The sequence below is a fragment of the Sorangium sp. So ce1153 genome (genome assembly GCF_051521595.1).
GTDB lineage: Bacteria > Myxococcota_A > Polyangia > Polyangiales > Polyangiaceae > Sorangium.
On sequence record NZ_CP150361.1, the window covers coordinates 12,984,825 to 13,000,685 of the forward strand.

Genomic DNA, 15,861 nt, shown 5'->3' on the forward strand with positions numbered 1-15,861 from the left:
GCCTACCGTGGACTCGGAAACGAGGACGTGGCTCGGGATGGATAGCGACGTCGGAGCTCGGAAGCTGAACGTCGGCCGCCCATGGAGGCGGCAGCCCCCAGCTGGTGGTGGCGGGCGACATCACCGGCGATCGCTCGATCAAGGCACTCCGCGCGGAACGCCGTGCACAGAGCGCGTCCTCTCGGCTGCAGCTTCTGGCACCACACCTGCATCAGCACAGCATCGGCGATGTTCCTGCGGCAACCCCCGCTGCGCATCGACCCAGGACGTGGGACGTCGCTCAGCTCAGCGCAGCGGCGATTCCCTCTCAGCAGGGCACGAGGGAGGTGTGACGATGTCTTCAATCGAGTCGAACAAGGCGATCGCGCGACGGTTTCTCGAGCTCGTGAGCGAGCACAAGATCGAGGCGCTGTGCGAGATGGTGTCTCCGTCGTGGACAATGCACGGCGGGCCACCCGCTCTGCCGTCGGGGCCGGACGGGATCCGCAAGCTCTTCGGGACATTCGGCGCCATCGAGCAAGAATGGACGATCGAGGATGTGATCTCCGAAGGGGACAAGGTCGTCGTGCGCGCCACGAACACGTGCGACCAGGCGAGCTTCCTGGGAATACCGAGCCACGGCCGAAAGCAGACGTTCACGGCGATGTTCATCCACCAGATCGCGGACGGGAAGATCATCGAGACCTGGCGAAATGCAGATGATCTCGGCCGGCTCCTGCAACTCGGGGCGCGGTTCGAGCCGGGGACGCCCAAGGCTTCCACCTGACCCGATCGAGCGAGCCCCCGCGCTCGACATCAGCCCGGCACGCAGGCGCACGCCTCGCCCCCCTCATGCCGCCCTGCTGCCCGCGACCTGCTGGCGAATGCACGGCCACGCGCTCGAGGTGATCGGAAGTCGGGCATGCGCGTAATGCGTGAAGCGCGCAACACGCGTGAACAACGCGGCGGTGTGAGTTCGCCCGCCGGTGAACCCTGGTCGTGACAGCCCCGCTGGAGTAAAGGGGAGATCGATCAGGAGGCACCATGGGCATCTCCATCGCCTACAGCGGCAAGCTCCGTGACCCGGCCGTCGTCCCCGAGCTCGTCAGCGATCTCGCCGCAAAGGCCGAGTCCGCCGGCTGGCTCTACAAGACCATGAAAGAGCTCGTCGCCGAGAAGCGCGTCACCTGCTCCGGTCTGGAGGGGATCACGCTCTATCCACACCGCGAATGCGAGCCGCTGCACTTCCACTTCGATGAGGAAGGCACCTTCACCAACCACTATTATCACGCGCTCCTCGGCAACACGGAGATGGCGGACATGATGCGCCAGGCGCTGGCGGAGTCCGCGGCGCTCACCCGCAACCTCGCCGGGGGCTCGCGGAAGGCGGCAGAGCGCCGCGGCGGCGGGGGGCTGCGCGTCAGCGCCCCTCAGCTGCCGGAGGCGCCCGGGGCCGAGTTCTTCAAGCAGGGGAGCCGCTACAACTGGACCAAGACGCAGTTCGCCGGCCCCAAGGTCCACGTCGCCGTGTGCGCCATCCTGCGCTACGTGCAGCAGCGCTACGCGCCCGGGCTCGAGATCAAGGACGCCAGCGGGTACTTCAATAACGGAGACTACGAGAAGCTCGAGGCCGAGCTCGCGTACGTCGAACGCCTCACCTCGCTCGCGTCCGACGCCATCCAGGCTGCGGCCACGTCGAGCAAGGGCCCGATGAGCCTCGACGCGTTCGTGGAGCGGATCAACCAGGAGCTCGCCGAGGCCAGGAACAGGCTGCACTGAGGAGCGGAAAGAAGGCGGCGCCGGCGTGCCGTCAGCCGGCAGCGTCCCCGCCCTCCGTCACGTGACCGGAACCGGAATCGGACGCCCCTTCGGCTTTTCGCGCTTTCCCTTCTTCTCGTGCTTCTTCCCGGGCCCGAGCTGCTCCGCGATCGCCTTGCGCGCCTCGCGCGCGAGCTTGCGGACCTGCTTCGCCTCATCCTCGGTGATCACGCCGTCCTTGGCGGCCTTGCCGACCGCCGCGCGGACCTTGGCCTGGACGTCGTCGAGCACCTTCCGGATCTCGGCGCGGCGCGCGTCGGGGACGCCCCCCTTCTGCATCCTCGCCTCGACCTTCGCGCGTTGCTTCGCGATCTTCTCGTCGACCCGCTTGCTGAACGGGGCAGCCTCCATCGGGAAGCGCGGTCGCTCCTTGCCGCGGCCGTGGTGCGGCGCCTTGGCGGCCGCCGTGGGGGTCTCCTTGGCCGCAGCCGCGGCCGGAGCGGCAGCGGCGCTGAGGGCGGCGAGCGCGGCGAGCGTCGAAGCGATGCGAGCGAGCTTGTTCATGATCCTGCCTCTCGAAATGACACCGTGCGGTGCGGGACCGGGTCGCGTCCAGCGAGCCGAGGCCCAGGGACCCCGCGCTCGGCCCGTGTGACGTGGCTCGGGCGACGGTATTCCCGCCGTACGTGGATCGCCAGTTCAGCGCGAAGCTGCGCGCCGGTCGCGTGACGATCTCAGCAGGATTCCCTTCCCCGAGTTCGTCGAGATCCTCCGCGTCTCGGCGCCCCCGGGCCCGAGATCGACGAGCGGCCGTCACGCCATCGACCTCGCCCAGCCCTTGGCCGCGCCGCCCTTGGCCGCGCCGCTGCCGCTCGCCGCCATCGACAGCAGCCGGCTCACGCGCTCCTCTGTCGTCGGGTGCGTCGAGAACCACTTCAGCAGCGAGCTCGCCCCGGCGAGCGGGCTCACGATGAAGAGGCTCGCCGTGGCCGGGCGCGCGGCCTCGGAGGGCACGAGCTCGACCCCGCGCTCCAGCTTGGAGAGCGCGCTGGCGAGCGCCTCCGGATCCCCGCAAAGCCTCGCCCCGACCTCGTCGGCCATGTACTCGCGCGAGCGCGAGATGCCGAGCTGCACGAGCGTGGCCGCGATCGGGGCGACGATCGCGAGGGCCAGGCCGCCGAGCGGGCTGCCGCCCTCCTCGTCGTCGGACTGCCCGCCGCCGAAGAGGCTGGCGAAGCTCACGGCGTGGGCGATCCACGTGATGCCCGACGCGAACGCCGCCGCGATGGTCGACACGAGGATGTCGCGGTTCTTGATGTGCGCGATCTCGTGCGCCAGCACGCCGCGCAGCTCGCGCGCGCTCAGGAGCTGCACGATGCCCTCGGTCACCGCGACGACGCCGTGCTCCGGGTTGCGCCCGGTCGCGAAGGCGTTCGGCTGCGCGTCCGGGATGACATAGAGGCGCGGCTTCGGGATCTCCGCCCGCTGCGCGAGCTCCTCCACCATCCGGTGCAGGCCTGGCGCCTCGTCGGGCGAGACCTCGGCCGCCCGGTGCATCGCCAGCACGATGGAATCGGACATGAAATAGGCGCCCAGGTTCATCGCGAGCGCGAGCACGCCGAACAAGACGAGGTACCCCGGCCCGAGCGCCCCACCGATGGACACGAGGATCGCCGACATCACGCCGAGCAACAGGATCGTCTTGATCTGATTCTTCATCGAGTTCGTTACCTCCTCGGAACGGGACAGAACGGGACGGAACGGAGAGCTGCAAACGCCGCTCCCTGGAATGGATCGTTGCAAGCGCCGCTCCCCCGAACGAAGCGCTGCAAACGACGCTCTCATTATCGATGTGTCGCGCTCCCCGCCCTTGCAATGCCGCGTGCCACCGATCAGCAGACGTCACCTGCGGGGGATTCCCCGCGGTCATGGGCCCGACCGCCAGCCCCATTTCCCCCGGGTAAGCCCCCTCTCGCCCTGTCTCGCCGCCCCGTTTCGCCTCGATCCACCGCCCCGTTTCGCCCCGTCCGCCCCGTTTCGCCCCGTCCGCCCCGTTTCGCCCCGACTCTCTGCTTTGCCTGTCTCTCCCGGTCGGGAGATCTGGCTCGGTCGGAGATCCGGCCCGCGGCCGGGTAGTGGTCTCATTTGCCCAGAGAGAGTTCACATGAAGGCGGGAAGGCGGGAAGATCATTGAGCTTTTCTTCCCGCCCTCCCGCCTTCATGTTCAAATCCGACCACCACCCGCGGCCGTGACGTCACGCACCGGCCGACGCCGCTGCTGGGCTCGCCCGTCGGCTTCGGACACTGCACGCATTCGTCCACCGGCCCGCCAGCACCGCAGCCTCGCCGCCGTTGGCCGCGCGCCTCGGCCCCGGCCGGCGGCGCCCCTCAGGCCTGCCAGATGGCCAGCAGCCACACAGCGACGCCGGCCGCGCACACGGCGAGCCCCGGCACCGCCCGCGCCCAGACCCACTGTCCAGTCACCGTGACCGCGCGCCGCACCACCCAGATCGCCCCGGCCACCCACGCCACGAACGCCGCGACGAGCGCGACGACCCAGCCGACCCGCGGCGCGTCATCGCGCGCGAGCGCCTCGAGGTGCTGCCGCGCGACAGCGGCCGCAGGCTCGGTCCGGGTGCCCGGCGGGCGCGGCGCCGCCGTGGAGAGCCGAGCGATCGCCGCGTTCGCCAGCTCCAGGTCCTCCGCGTGCGGCGTCGTGAGCCACCGCGTCTCCAGGGCGGACGTGCGCACCGCGCGCCACGCGAAGAGCGCCGTGTCGGCCTGGCCGAGGCCCTCCGCCGCCGTCGCGAGCGCGATCAGCCGCTCGTACGCCACCCGGACGTGGGGCGCGCCGGGCGCATACCAGCCCGCCGCCCGCCGGGCATGGAGCGCCGCCGCGTGCGGATCGCCGGCGCGCAGGGCGTCCGTGCTCTCGGCGATCTCCCGCTCGCCCGCGATGACCACGCGCAGCGACGCCGCCCCGAGGATGAAGCCGGCGACCGCGAGGACGCGCAGGACGCCGAGCACGACCGGGAGCCTCACAGAAAGTCGCGCTTCTTGAAGACGAACGCCGCCACCGCCAGCAGGCCGATCGCCCAGCCGACGCAGGTGACCCCCGCCCAGCCCAGATAGACGAGCAGGTTCGCGTCCACGACCTCGCCAGCGAGCAACGGGCGCGGCGGCACGTAGATCTGCAGGTTCGGCACGACCCGGGACAGGGCGCGCGCCGCGGCGCTGATCTGAGGGCCGAAGTACTTCACCGGCAGCCGCGCCAGCGAGTCGGCGTTGCGCCCGACGAGGAAGACGCCCAGCGTCAGCAACGACGAGAGGAACGGCGTCGAGAACGACGAGAAAAGCGTGGCCACCGCCGCGACGATGCCGACCTCCAGGAACGCGAGCGCGCTGCCGGCGAGCACGACCCGCCGCTCCGTGGGGGCGCCGGCCGAGAAGAGCACGCCGAGCGCGAGGAGGACCGCCGACCACGGGATGAACCCGTACGTGCGCACCGCGGGGGAGCGCCACGCCGCGACGCCCAGCGCCGCCAGCGAGACGACCCCGGCCCCCGCCACGAGCGCCACCGGGCGGCCGGCCAGCACGGCGCTGATGAGCAGCACCAGCCCGGAGTCCGCCAGGATGAACACCGCGAGCGTGAGCAGCGTGCCGAGGTACTTGCCGACGAGGTACTCGCCCCGGCGCACGGGGCGGGCGAGGATCGGGAAGACCGTCTTCTGCTCGAGCTCGCGGTAGAGCGACGTCGCGCCGATGATCACCGCGACCGCGATGCTGAACAGCGAGATCGAGGCGACGCCGAGGTCGCTGACGACGCGCGGCCCGTTGCGGAGCGTGTAGGCGCCGACGATGATCGAGTAGAAAGCGACCGCGAAGGCGACGCCCGCGAGGCCGATCAGGACGCGCGCCCGGAGCGATTCCCGGTACGTATTGAGCGCGATCGCGGAGATCCGGCCGAACATCAGGGCGACGTTAGCAAGGGACAGGGGGAGCTTGTAAAGGGCCGCTCGTCAGGGGTCGACCGCGTCCTCGGCGTCGACGACCCGCACGTCGAGGAACCAGAGGCCGTGCGCGAGCGCGTGGCCGTCGATCTGGACGTAATAGACGCCCGGATCGAGCACGAGATCGAGGAAGCTCCGCTGGGGATCCCTACCGATCGTGCAGGAAAGCGGCATTTCGGTGCCAGGGCAGGCCGGGCCGCGGCGGACCGAGAGCAGCGTCTCGTAGCTCGATCCGGCCATGTCGAGCACGACCCGCTTGCGCCCGGTGAGCGTGAGCTCGAGGAGCTGGTCCGGGGCGCCGCGGTCCTCCGTGCCGGCGCTGTCGCAGCCCGCGTCGAAGTCCGCGGCGGCGTTGGTCGTGTTGCCCTGGAAGAAGCCGCCGGACTCGGGGATCTCCAGCGCGCCCTCGCACGCGTCGGAGAAGGGGACCAGCGTGGGCGGCACCGCGGGCCGCACGAAGGCGGTCACGCTCACGGGCAGGCCGAGCTGCGCCTCCGCCACCACGCGGTACGAGCCCGCGGCGACGCCGCGCCGCGCGCTCCGGAGCGGGGTGACGTCGCCCTCGCCGCACGCGAGCAGGTCGCCCGGGCCCCCGCACGCCGGCGCGGAGAGGGCGATCGCGCCGGAGTCGCCGGCCGACAGCTTCTCGACGAGGAGCACGTCGGAAGCGACCGGCAGCTCGAGCGCGTACGCGGCGTCGACCGCCGCCGGGCCGCAGCCGAGATCGACGTCGTCCTGGTGGCCGAGCAGCGACACGGTGGCCGTGCGGTTCGGCTCGAGCACGGCCGCCGCCGCGCAGGCCTCGTCGGGCGGCGGCTCGCTCGGCGGCGAGAGCTCCAGCGTGACGAGCGCCGAGGTAGGCGCCGTGGCGGAGACGGCGACGGCGTAGCTCCCCGCGGGCAGCGCGCGCCGGAAGAGGTGCGCCGACGGCGCCGTCTGGCAGGCGATCTCGTCCTCCGGCAGCGCGCACGCCGCGGTCCGCAGCGAGAGCGACGGCGCGCCGTCGCCGTCGGTCGAGGTCGCGTAGAGGTCGACGTCCCGCGGCTCCGTGAGCTCGAACGTGTAGACGAGCTCGCCGAGCTCTGTCTCGCACGCGGTCCCGAGATCCCGGGCGGCGTCGAGGATCGTCGCCAGCGCGGGCTCGCCCGGCGCGAGGGGCGCCGCCGTGCCGCACGTCTCGTTGTCGGGCGCCGGCGAGGGCGGAAGGAACGCGACCTCGACGAGGACCGGCGCGCCCTCCGCGGTCGTCACGTAGACCGGCAGCGCCGTCGCCCGATCCGGGTCGCCGAGGCCGCGGGCCCGGAGCTTCGCGATCTTGCCGCCGCCCTCGGTCGCTTGCGTCGCGTGCGGGCCCCCGCACGCGAGCTCCGTCGCGGCGTCGCCGCACTGCCCGGCGAGCGTCACGGCCACGTCGGTGCCCTCGGTCCGCGCCGTGACCTGCACGTCGACCGGCGGCCCCGGCGGCAGGAGCACCGCGGCCACGACGTCGTGCGTGCTCGCCGGGCGGCGCAGGCCGCACGAGCTCGCGTAGTGGAAGCCCGCGCCCGCCGTCGTCATCGCGTACGAGCCCGGCACGGAGATCTCCAGCGCGTCAGCGCAGGTGTCGTGCTCCGGGGACACGCAGCCGTCCTCGTCGGCCTCGCCGTCGCAGTCGTCGTCGCGGTCGTTGCCGCACACCTCGGGCTGCGCCGACGACACCGAGGGATCGGCGTCGTCGCAGTCGCCCCCGCCGCAGTGCGCGTCGGGATCGCCGTCGAGATCGGCGTCGCGCGGCGCGCTCGTGCACGACCTCGTCTGCTCGTCGCAGGCGTCGATCGTACACGTGCTCCCGTCGCCGCACCCGATCGGCTCGCCGCGCACGCAGCCGAGCTGCGCGTTGCAGCGCTCGACCCCGTCGCAGTAGACGTCGTTCTGACAGGCGCTGTCGTCCGGCGTGAAGCGGCACCGCCCTGCGGTGGTGTCGCACGCGTCGAAGGTGCAGGGAAATCCGTCCTCGCACTGCTCGTCGTCGAGGCACGGGCCGCCGAGCGTCGGGTCCGCCGGCGCTTGCTCGCCGCCGGCCCCGCCGGCGCCGCCCTCGCCGCCGGCCCCGCCCGCTCCGCCGGCCGACGGGAAGGGGCTCGGGGCGCTCGAGCTGCAGGCGGCGCCCGCCAGGGCCGCCGTCGCGGCGGCGCCACAGAGGAGAGCGAGACGCGTCAAGGAGGAAGAAGAGCGGATCCGCATCGAACGAGGTGAACGGCAATGAGCGTAGCAGGGCACCGCCACGTCTGGCATCATGGCGCGCGATTCCGCGGAGCGCGGCGGATAGAGGGAAAAACAGGGTGACCAGCGACAGATTGACCCGACCCGAGCTGACGTGGCTGCTGGCGCAGGAGGCGCGCAGCGCCGCCCAGAAGCTCCGCCAGGGCGTGGGGATGATCGCGGCCGAGGCCACGCCGCCGCCGCAGCCGTCGGACGACAGCGCCGGCGGCGTGGAGAGCACGCTCAACCGGCTCGACGAGGCCGTGAGCATGCTCGCCTCGCTGCACGGCCGGCCCATGGCGCGCGGGCGGCGCGGGCGCGTCGACCTGACCGCGCTGCTCTGGGAGGTCGCGCCCGAGGCGCGCGTGCAGATCGAGATGGGCGAGGGGACGACGGTGTTCGGCGACGAGACCGAGCTCCGCCGGATGCTCCAGGTGCTCATCGCGCAGGGCGGCGATCCGACGAGCCAGGCCGGGGCGCCCGAGGTGAGCATCCGCCGCGTCGGCGAGGAGGTGAGCGTCCGGGTCAACCTCGGCCCGGAGACGCCCGTGAACTTCGAGACCGAGCGCGTGTGGCTGTCGCGGATGGCGCTGCGCTACGGCGGCCGGCTCGAGCTCGACGGCCTGATGCAGACGCTGACGCTGCCGGCCGAGGTCGATCTCCAGCGCCTGGAGGTCGAGAGCCTCAAGAAGGAGCTGGCGGCGGCGCAGGCCCAGGGCGAGGCCTACGCGCGCGAGCTCGCGGCGGTGTTCTCGCGGGTCGAGGGCGAGCGCGAGCGCGGGTCGCTGGCCGGCGCCGTCTCGCGGCTCGCCGGCAGCGATCCGGTGTCGCACCTGCCGCCGAGCGGCGACAGCCTCGCGGTGCTCGTCGCCGCGGCGCGGGTGCTCGGGACGCAGCTGCGCGGCATCCTGTCGGCGATCGGCCGCGATATAGCGCCGCTCCGGAATCACGGCGGCGACGTCGGCGAGACGGCGTCCTCGGTGGGCCGCCACGTGACCGCGGCCTCTGAAACCGTGAGTGATCTCGCGAGGTTGGGCTCTTGCCCGCTCCACGAGTTCCCGCGCCACTGCGACGTGGCCGACGTGCTGCGCGACGTCGTGAAGGACGACCTCGCGCGCGCCGCGCGCCACGACGTGCGCGTGGCGGTCGAGTCGCCGGAGACCGCGCCGGAGGTGGTGCCGCAGGGCGCGCTGACGGTGCTGCTGCACGCGCTGCTCGACCACGCCATCAGCGCGTCCCCTCCGGGCAGCGAGGTGCTCGTCACGCTGGTCGACGGCCAGAGCGGGGTCGAGATCACGTTCGACGACGCTGGCCCGCCGCTCCCCGCCGCGGCGCGGAGCGTGGTGCTGAGCCGCGACTTCGAGGCGGTCGCGCAGGGGCGGCCGCCGGCGCTGCCGCTCATCGCGGCGCACGCGATCGCGGCGCACACGAACTACGGGCTCGCCATCGAGGACGGGCCGGGCGGCGAGACGCGGGTGCGGCTCACGATTCCGAGAGCGGGCTAGCCGGTACCGAGCTGCACGGCTCGTCTGTCGTCTTCCATCTGTCGTCTTCCGTCGGTCTTCCGCGTGCGCGCTGACTCCGGGAAATAGCGCACGCGCACGCGGAACGAACACGGAAGACGGAAGACGGTGTGCCGATTCCGGCTGAAAAACCGCTCTAGAGGAAAGAGGTCGACGGGAAGTCGACGTTGATGTTGAGCTGAGCGCCTCTCACGACGCGGAGTCCCTCGAGGTTCAGCGTCGTGGTGACAGGGCGCTCGTCGTCCCGCTCCACGAGCGTGGCAATGGCCCTGTACTCGTCGGGCGGCAGATCCACCGTCATGCTGAAGTCCTCGCAGCGCGCGTACTCCCTCGCCACCTCGCGGCTGCCCCGGTAGACGATCAGCTCGAAATCGGCGCCCTGGCGGCCGCCGAAGCGGGCGCAGGCCCGCGCGTCGCTCCGGCGGCTCACCGTCCACTCCACCGCCATGCTGCCGACGGCTGGCCGGGGACGGAAGTCGTCCCTCACATCGAAGACGCACCCCGTGGCCAGCAGGCCCGATAACGCGAGCCCGCACATGGGAAAGACGCTCTTGTCCTGATTCATCCTCGAACCCGTCCTTTCACGGCTGCCTCACCTCAGCGCGGCGTGTAGAAACGGCGCCCCCGCTCGCGCGGATAGCTCAGCGCTCGCTCCGGCACGTACCGCGGCGACTCCCGGTACGTCTGCCGGTAACGCCTGAGCTCCACAGGCTCCTCCTCGAAGACGACCCAGCCCCGGTTCGTCGGGTAATACCACTCGTCGCCGACCAGATACGCATAGGTCCCACGGAAATAGACGCGCGGATACGCCGCTATCTCCACCGGGACCGCCTGGGCCCGCACCGCCGGGTAGCCGGACACGACGAACCCCTCCGTCGCGACGGTGCCGTAACACCCCATGAGCAGCGAGGCGCCGACCCCGAGCGCAGCCGCCGCGAGCGCGGACCTCGCCACCGAGAGAGACCTGGGCCGCCTTCGCACGAGCGAAGTCACGTTGTTGCTCTGCTTCACGTCATTGCTCCTCGCAGCGCAGCTCAGCAATGTGAGTGCCAGCGCGGGGCGGCGCGACTCGAGATGTTCGGTGACGGTGCGTGACGGCGCGCTCAACGGGTGACGACGCGCTCAGCGGGGCGCGCCGAGCGCGCCGGCGAGCGCGAGCGCGCGCTGGATCTCCGCCGTCGTCACCAGCCCGATGACGTGCTCTCCCCCGTCGAGCACCGCGATCGCGCTCGCCTCGCCGCTCGCCAGCACGTCGATCGAGCGGGACGCGTCGTCGTCGGCGTGCGCCCTCGGCACATCCACGGGCATCACCGCGCTCACCGTCGCCGGCGCCGCCCCGCGCCCCAGCTGCCGCGCGAGGTCCCAGACCGTGACGACGCCGATCTCCCGGCGCCCTTCGCCGCCACCCCTCGCACCGTCGCCCCCCGAACCATCGCGCCCCGAATCATCGCCCCTCGAATCGTCGATCGAGTCGTCGATCACGCGGGCGCCGATCAGGTTGTCGCGCAAGAGCCGCTCGGCGACCGCGCGAGGGCTCTCGTCCGCATACGCGTCGCCGAGCCGATCGGTCATGAAGCGCCCGAGCGGGACCCCGCGGAGGAGCTCGCGCGTGCTCGCGCGCGCCTGCTCGGCCGAGGCGCCCATGTGGACGAACACGGCGATCAAGACGAGGATCGGGTTCCACGAGAGCACGCCGAGGAGACCGAAGACCACCGCCATCCCCTTGCCGGTCGTCGTCGCGACGCGCGTCGCGCGCGCCGGCCCGATGCGGCGGAGGAGCAGCCCGCGCAGCACCCGGCCGCCATCCATCGGGAACGCCGGGAGCAGGTTGAACGCGCCGATGATCGCGTTCGTGATCGCGAAGGCGAGGAGCGCCGCGCCGACCTCCGCCGGCGCGGGGAGAAGGCGATAGGCGGCGTAGCTGCCGAGCGCGATACCGAAGCTCATCAGCGGCCCGGCGAACGCCATCCACGCCTCGTGCTCGGGATCGTCGCGCTCTATCTGCGAGACGCCGCCCAGCATCATCAGCGTGATCGCGCGCACCCGGACTCCATTCCTGAGCGCGACGAACGAGTGGGCCAGCTCGTGCGCCAGGATGGCGACGAACAGCCCGACAGCCAGGATCCCTCCCCAGGCGAGCGGCGGCAGGCGCAGCGCCTCGAGCGGGATCCCGAGCGACGACGCCACCACCGAGAACTGCGACGCCGCCACATACGCCACGTACGGCAGGAAAATCAGCAAGGTGATGTGCAGCCGGATCGGGATTCCCCGGATCCGCAGGACCGTCAACCCATGGTCGAACATGTGCCTCCTGGTGCACCCGTACAGATGGGGCCGACAACCGCCGTCGCAAGCCGCCGAGAGCGCGCCGGCGCATGGAAAACAGGGCCAGGCGCGCAGATCACCCCGGCGATACGGAATGAAAATGTGGAAAGCGAGCGCCGCACCGGATTCGACCGCAGCGCGCGCGCCATTCCGTCCCAGGCGGGAAGAATAGAATTCGTTGATCTTCGGCGCGGCGCGTTCCCCGGCGCGCGCGAATTGGCGTAGCTTGTTGTGACCGAGTCGACATGCGCCAGCGCGTCCCCGATGCATTGATGGCAGCGAGCGCGGAAGAGCTCACGCGGGTCGAGCTCACGGTGCTCGATTCATCGCTCCCGGGCGGCGTGCCCGGCGACCTCTCCGGCCATGTGTTCGCCATCGGGCCAGCCGGCTCGGTCGACGGCGGCCTGCCGAGCGCGGACGGCGCGCCGATCCTGAACGGCAATGGGATGATCTACCGGCTCGACTTCGACGCTGGCGGCCCGGTCCGGCTGACGTCGCGGCTCGCGCGCACCCCCTGCTATCACGCGGACGCCGCCTCGCGCCCCGGCACGCGCTTCGAGGCGCTCGGCTTCCGCAATGCAGGGCTGCTCCGCTTTTCACCGCACCTCGGCCTGCGCAACCACCTCAACACGGCGCTCGTGCCCATGCACGCGCCGCGCGCGCCGGCGCGCCTCCTCGTCACGGGCGACGCGGGGCGGCCGTACGAGCTCGATCCGGCCACGCTGGAGCTCGTCACGCCCGTCGGGCGCAACAGCACGTGGTACCCGGCGGTGCCCGTCGATCACCCGTTCCCGGTGACGCTGGCGACCGCGCACCCGTGCTTCGACGCGGCGCGGGGCGAGCTCTTCACCGTCAACCACGGCCGCTCGCTCCTCCCCCTCTTCACCGCGTCGCTCCCGCGGCTCGACGAGCTCGGCGCGGTCCCGCGCTCCTGGGACCGGCTCGCGTCGGCGGCCGCGTCGATGCTCGAGCAGCAGCTGCTCCGGCCGCGCGCGGATCGGCTCGATCTCTTCGCGAAGCGCGCGCTCGAGCTCCTGCCCGCGCGCCTCCGCCCGGGTCCGCCGCCTGGCCCGGGCGACCTCCTCGGGCGGCAGGCGGCGCGCCTCGGCGGGGTCCCGCTCCGCGAGGCAGGGGGCGATTTCGTGGTCCTCCTGCGGTGGGACGGCCACAACGAGCCGGAGCGGCACGAGCTCTCGCTGCCAGGCGGCGCGCCGGTGCGCATCGAGCAGAGCGTGCACCAGGTCGGGCTGACGCGGCGCTGGATCGTGCTCGCGGACACGGCCTTCAGGCTCGGGCTGGAGAGCGTGGCCGTGCAGAGCTTCCCCGAGAGCCCTGGCGTCGAGCGCCTCTTCCGGGCGCTGCTCACGACGCCCCAGGAGCCGTCGACGACGTTCTACCTGGTCCGGCGGGACGCGCTGCGGCCAGGCGGAGGGCCGGCGGTCGTGAAGCGGGTCGTCGTCCCCCTGGAGACGCTGCACTTCCTCGTCGATTACGAGGACGCGGGCGACCGCATCACCGTGCACGCGGCGCACAGCTGCGCGACGGATCACGGAGAGTGGCTCCGGTCCTTCGATCGGCACGCGGCCGACAGGGCCCCGGCGCCGCCGCGGCTCCGCGGGCTGTGCCCGCCCGGGCAGGCCGACGTGCACCGGATCGGCCGGTACACGCTCGACGCGGCGGCCGAGCGCGTCGTGGATCAGGCGGTGTTCTCCGACGCGGCGCGGGCGCTCGGCGTCGGCCTCTACGCGTACAGGGAGACGGGCGCGTCGTGGATGCCGCCCGATCGCCTCGAGAACGTCTACTGGCGCGGCGTGGGCCTGTGGGACGAGCTCTCGAGCGAGTTCACCGACCGGCTCTACGCGGCCCACCCGCACCGCGCGCTCCCCATGGCGGCCCTCCGGCGCATGCGCGCGGAGGGCGGGCACCCAGATAGCCTGTTCCGCTTCAACCACCGATCGATGCGGATCGAGGATCGCTACGAGTTCCCCCGGCGCGCCGTGGGGTGCTGGCTCAGCTCGCTGCAGTTCGTCCCGCGGCGCGGCGGCAGCGGGTCGGACACGGACGGCTACGTCGTCGCGCTCGTGTCGACGGCGCACCGCGCGGAGATCTGGGTGTTCGACGCGACGAACCTGGCGCGCGGGCCGCTCTGCAAGCTGGGGCACCCGGCCTTCCGGCCGGGGCTCACGCTCCACACGGCGTGGCTCAACGCCGTCGCGCCCTGGAGGGGTGGATACAAGGTGCCAGCGCCGGAAGACTACGCGGAGTTCGTGGCCGAGGCGCCGGCGGAGCAGGTGAGGGCGCTGTTCGAGGAGGAGGTCTATCCACGGCTCGGGTGAGGCGCGGCGAGCACCGGCGTCGCGACGCGGGCCGAGAGCAGCTCGGCGCCTCGCGCGGGGGCGTCGGCCCCGAGGCCGTCGCCCCGCTCGAGCAGCACGCCCGTGGCGCCGTCGCCCAGGATCGCCGCCAGGTCGTCGCCGGACCACGGCTGCCCCGCGCGCAGGGGCCACGACCGCACCTCGCTCGCGACGATGAGCGCGCGCCGATAGCCCCTGTCGAGGTGCCGATTCGCCACGTCGATGGCCGCGGCGAGCCCCCCCTCGGCGGACCAGAGATCGAGCGCCACCACGGGCGAGAGCCCGGCCATGCACGCGGCGAAGGCCGCCCCGCCGGTGTCCGCTCGCGCGCAGTCGTGGCTCGTCATGATGAGCACGTCGATGAACGGGTCGGGGAGCCGCCCCGCCTCGATGAGCTGCCGCAGCACCGCCGCGGCCATGGAGAGCGTTGTCTCCGCGTCGCCCGCGAAGCGCCGCTCGACGACCCCGGTGGCCTGCTGCAGCCAGTCTGCAGAGTAGGGGAGACCATAGCTCGTGACGAGCTCCTGGTTCGTGACGACGCGCTCCGGAAGATACGTAGCGACGGCCATGATGCGACCCTGAGCCATGTTCCTGCTCTGCTCCCGCGCCCGCGCCCTACGCGAAGCGCGCCCTGCCCTCGTGATTCCCGCCAAGGAGGCTCGATCCGGCGCGCCACCGCCGCCGTCCGGCCCGCCGGGCACGCCGGTGAGCCAGCGTCCCGGACAGCATGAGACACGCCGTCTGCGACACGTCAAGAGCCGTATGGCAGACCACAAACTCGCATGCTCCCTCCCCGTCTACGACATCGCTCACTGGACCATTTACCGAACGTCCCGCGCAAGCGGGAATGACAGCCGCTTCGTCCGCGTCCGTGCCGAGCGGGAGCGGAGCGACGAAAAGCTGCGCTCCGGGGCGCGTTCGGCCACGCCGCACGCGAGGCGCCCGCCGCGGCGCGTCGCGGACGATCGGGACTCCGAGGACCGCGCGGGCTCGTACAGCGGCGGCGTCGGTCAGCGCGCAACACGCGTGATCGGGACACGCGACCTGGACGGCAGCTGCGCGACGGGACGCCCCATCGACAGCCATCACGGATCGAGATGCCCACGGCCACCACGGAATGACGGCGGCGGACGATTCCGGCCGGAGCCGAGGATTCCGCTCTCGCGAGCGCGCGGATGCACGATTGTGTCGGAACGGTCGGCGCTGAGCAGGCGGGGCGCACCGCGCGCGTCTCTCCCGGACGGCGCGGGCGATTGCGCCGGCGTCGAGCGCGGCCCGCGTTTCTCTGGATCCGGAGGGAGGTTCCACCTATTTTGAGAACACCTGCGCTCGACGCGACGACTTCGCGCGGTCGGGTCATGCCGTGAACTCGGCGCAGCGAGAGCGCGGGGGCGTGTGCGCAGTTCGATTTCCCCGGGCGCGAGGGCGCGAAGAGGGGCGAGGAGCCGCCCCGCCAGCGTGAAAGCGGCCCTCCGCGCGGCCGGCGCGGCGCGCGCGCAGCGCGTCGCCGGGAGCCATTTCGCTCGAATCGCGGAGAAGTCCCAAGGGAGAGCAGATCCGACGAGTGCCTACTTCGCGGACGCCGCCCTCGAATTCATGAGGGCTCGGAGCGGCAGTCTATGCACAGGAGAGATAGGCACACACCCTGCTCATGGGTGAGCCAAGGTGTTC

At 72.1% G+C, this 15,861-nt stretch carries 13 protein-coding genes; 4 read left to right on the forward strand and 9 right to left on the reverse strand.

Annotated features, from left to right (window positions below):
* Positions 1–334: 334 nt before the first annotated feature.
* Together WME85_RS47265 and WME85_RS47270 are read left to right on the forward strand one after the other, a co-directional pair.
* The gene (locus tag WME85_RS47265) at positions 335–766 is read left to right on the forward strand and encodes an ester cyclase (protein ID WP_437842552.1); all 432 of its coding nucleotides are present in this window, start codon (positions 335–337) and stop codon (positions 764–766) included.
* Positions 767–1,023: 257 nt separating this feature from the next.
* Entirely contained in the window at positions 1,024–1,758 is a 735-nt protein-coding gene (locus WME85_RS47270) for a hypothetical protein (protein WP_437831288.1), read from the forward strand.
* Positions 1,759–1,815: 57 nt separating this feature from the next.
* On the opposite strand, the gene WME85_RS47275 is transcribed toward WME85_RS47270, so the two are convergent.
* The 5 genes from WME85_RS47275 to WME85_RS47295 form a co-directional block, all read right to left on the reverse strand.
* Positions 1,816–2,301, reverse strand: coding sequence for a hypothetical protein (locus WME85_RS47275; RefSeq protein WP_437831290.1), 486 nt, complete (start codon positions 2,299–2,301; stop codon positions 1,816–1,818).
* Between the two features lie 249 nt (positions 2,302–2,550).
* The gene (locus WME85_RS47280; RefSeq protein ID WP_437831292.1) at positions 2,551–3,456 is read right to left on the reverse strand and encodes a zinc metalloprotease HtpX; all 906 of its coding nucleotides are present in this window, start codon (positions 3,454–3,456) and stop codon (positions 2,551–2,553) included.
* Between the two features lie 669 nt (positions 3,457–4,125).
* Positions 4,126–4,779 (reverse strand): hypothetical protein, encoded by a 654-nt coding sequence (locus tag WME85_RS47285; RefSeq protein ID WP_437831294.1) that lies wholly within the window; start codon positions 4,777–4,779, stop codon positions 4,126–4,128.
* Positions 4,776–5,708: an ABC transporter permease gene (locus WME85_RS47290; RefSeq protein ID WP_437831296.1), complete on the reverse strand. Its 933-nt coding sequence runs from the start codon at positions 5,706–5,708 to the stop codon at positions 4,776–4,778. Before WME85_RS47290 ends, WME85_RS47285 begins: the two co-directional genes overlap by 4 nt.
* A 48-nt stretch (positions 5,709–5,756) precedes the next feature.
* Positions 5,757–7,946 carry a MopE-related protein gene (locus WME85_RS47295; RefSeq protein ID WP_437831298.1) on the reverse strand — a complete coding sequence of 730 codons (2,190 nt, stop codon included), beginning with the start codon at positions 7,944–7,946 and terminating at the stop codon, positions 5,757–5,759.
* Positions 7,947–8,083: 137 nt separating this feature from the next.
* Between WME85_RS47295 and WME85_RS47300 the strand changes: the two genes are divergently transcribed.
* Positions 8,084–9,493, forward strand: a complete 1,410-nt coding sequence (locus tag WME85_RS47300) for a sensor histidine kinase (RefSeq protein ID WP_437831299.1) — start codon at positions 8,084–8,086, stop codon at positions 9,491–9,493.
* Positions 9,494–9,647: 154 nt separating this feature from the next.
* On the opposite strand, the gene WME85_RS47305 is transcribed toward WME85_RS47300, so the two are convergent.
* The 3 genes from WME85_RS47305 to WME85_RS47315 all read right to left on the reverse strand — a co-directional run bounded on the left by WME85_RS47305 (position 9,648) and on the right by WME85_RS47315 (position 11,815).
* A complete protein-coding gene (locus WME85_RS47305) occupies positions 9,648–10,076 on the reverse strand; it encodes a hypothetical protein (RefSeq protein WP_437831301.1) in 429 nt (142 codons plus the stop codon).
* Between the two features lie 32 nt (positions 10,077–10,108).
* Entirely contained in the window at positions 10,109–10,522 is a 414-nt protein-coding gene (locus WME85_RS47310) for a hypothetical protein (protein WP_437831303.1), read from the reverse strand.
* Between the two features lie 111 nt (positions 10,523–10,633).
* Complete coding sequence (locus WME85_RS47315) at positions 10,634–11,815, reverse strand: site-2 protease family protein (RefSeq protein WP_437831305.1); 1,182 nt, start codon at positions 11,813–11,815, stop codon at positions 10,634–10,636.
* 293 nt (positions 11,816–12,108) lie between these two features.
* Here WME85_RS47315 and WME85_RS47320 point away from each other — a divergent pair, with 293 nt between their 5' ends.
* Positions 12,109–14,172, forward strand: a complete 2,064-nt coding sequence (locus WME85_RS47320) for a carotenoid oxygenase family protein (protein ID WP_437831307.1) — start codon at positions 12,109–12,111, stop codon at positions 14,170–14,172.
* On the opposite strand, the gene WME85_RS47325 is transcribed toward WME85_RS47320, so the two are convergent.
* Positions 14,154–14,759, reverse strand: a complete 606-nt coding sequence (locus WME85_RS47325; protein WP_437831310.1) for a hypothetical protein — start codon at positions 14,757–14,759, stop codon at positions 14,154–14,156. The genes WME85_RS47320 and WME85_RS47325 overlap by 19 nt on opposite strands.
* Between the last annotated feature and the right edge of the window lie 1,102 nt (positions 14,760–15,861).

Excerpts from the sequence above, each read along its gene's own strand:
- WME85_RS47265 (WP_437842552.1), top strand. The coding sequence starts at position 335 with ATGTCTTCAATCGAGTCGAACAAGGCGATCGCGCGACGGTTTCTCGAG.
- WME85_RS47270 (WP_437831288.1), top strand. The coding sequence starts at position 1,024 with ATGGGCATCTCCATCGCCTACAGCGGCAAGCTCCGTGACCCGGCCGTC.
- WME85_RS47275 (WP_437831290.1), bottom strand. The coding sequence starts at position 2,301 with ATGAACAAGCTCGCTCGCATCGCTTCGACGCTCGCCGCGCTCGCCGCC.
- WME85_RS47280 (WP_437831292.1), bottom strand. The coding sequence starts at position 3,456 with ATGAAGAATCAGATCAAGACGATCCTGTTGCTCGGCGTGATGTCGGCG.
- WME85_RS47290 (WP_437831296.1), bottom strand. The coding sequence starts at position 5,708 with ATGTTCGGCCGGATCTCCGCGATCGCGCTCAATACGTACCGGGAATCG.
- WME85_RS47305 (WP_437831301.1), bottom strand. The coding sequence starts at position 10,076 with ATGAATCAGGACAAGAGCGTCTTTCCCATGTGCGGGCTCGCGTTATCG.
- WME85_RS47315 (WP_437831305.1), bottom strand. The coding sequence starts at position 11,815 with ATGTTCGACCATGGGTTGACGGTCCTGCGGATCCGGGGAATCCCGATC.
- WME85_RS47320 (WP_437831307.1), top strand. The coding sequence starts at position 12,109 with ATGGCAGCGAGCGCGGAAGAGCTCACGCGGGTCGAGCTCACGGTGCTC.
- WME85_RS47325 (WP_437831310.1), bottom strand. The coding sequence starts at position 14,759 with ATGGCCGTCGCTACGTATCTTCCGGAGCGCGTCGTCACGAACCAGGAG.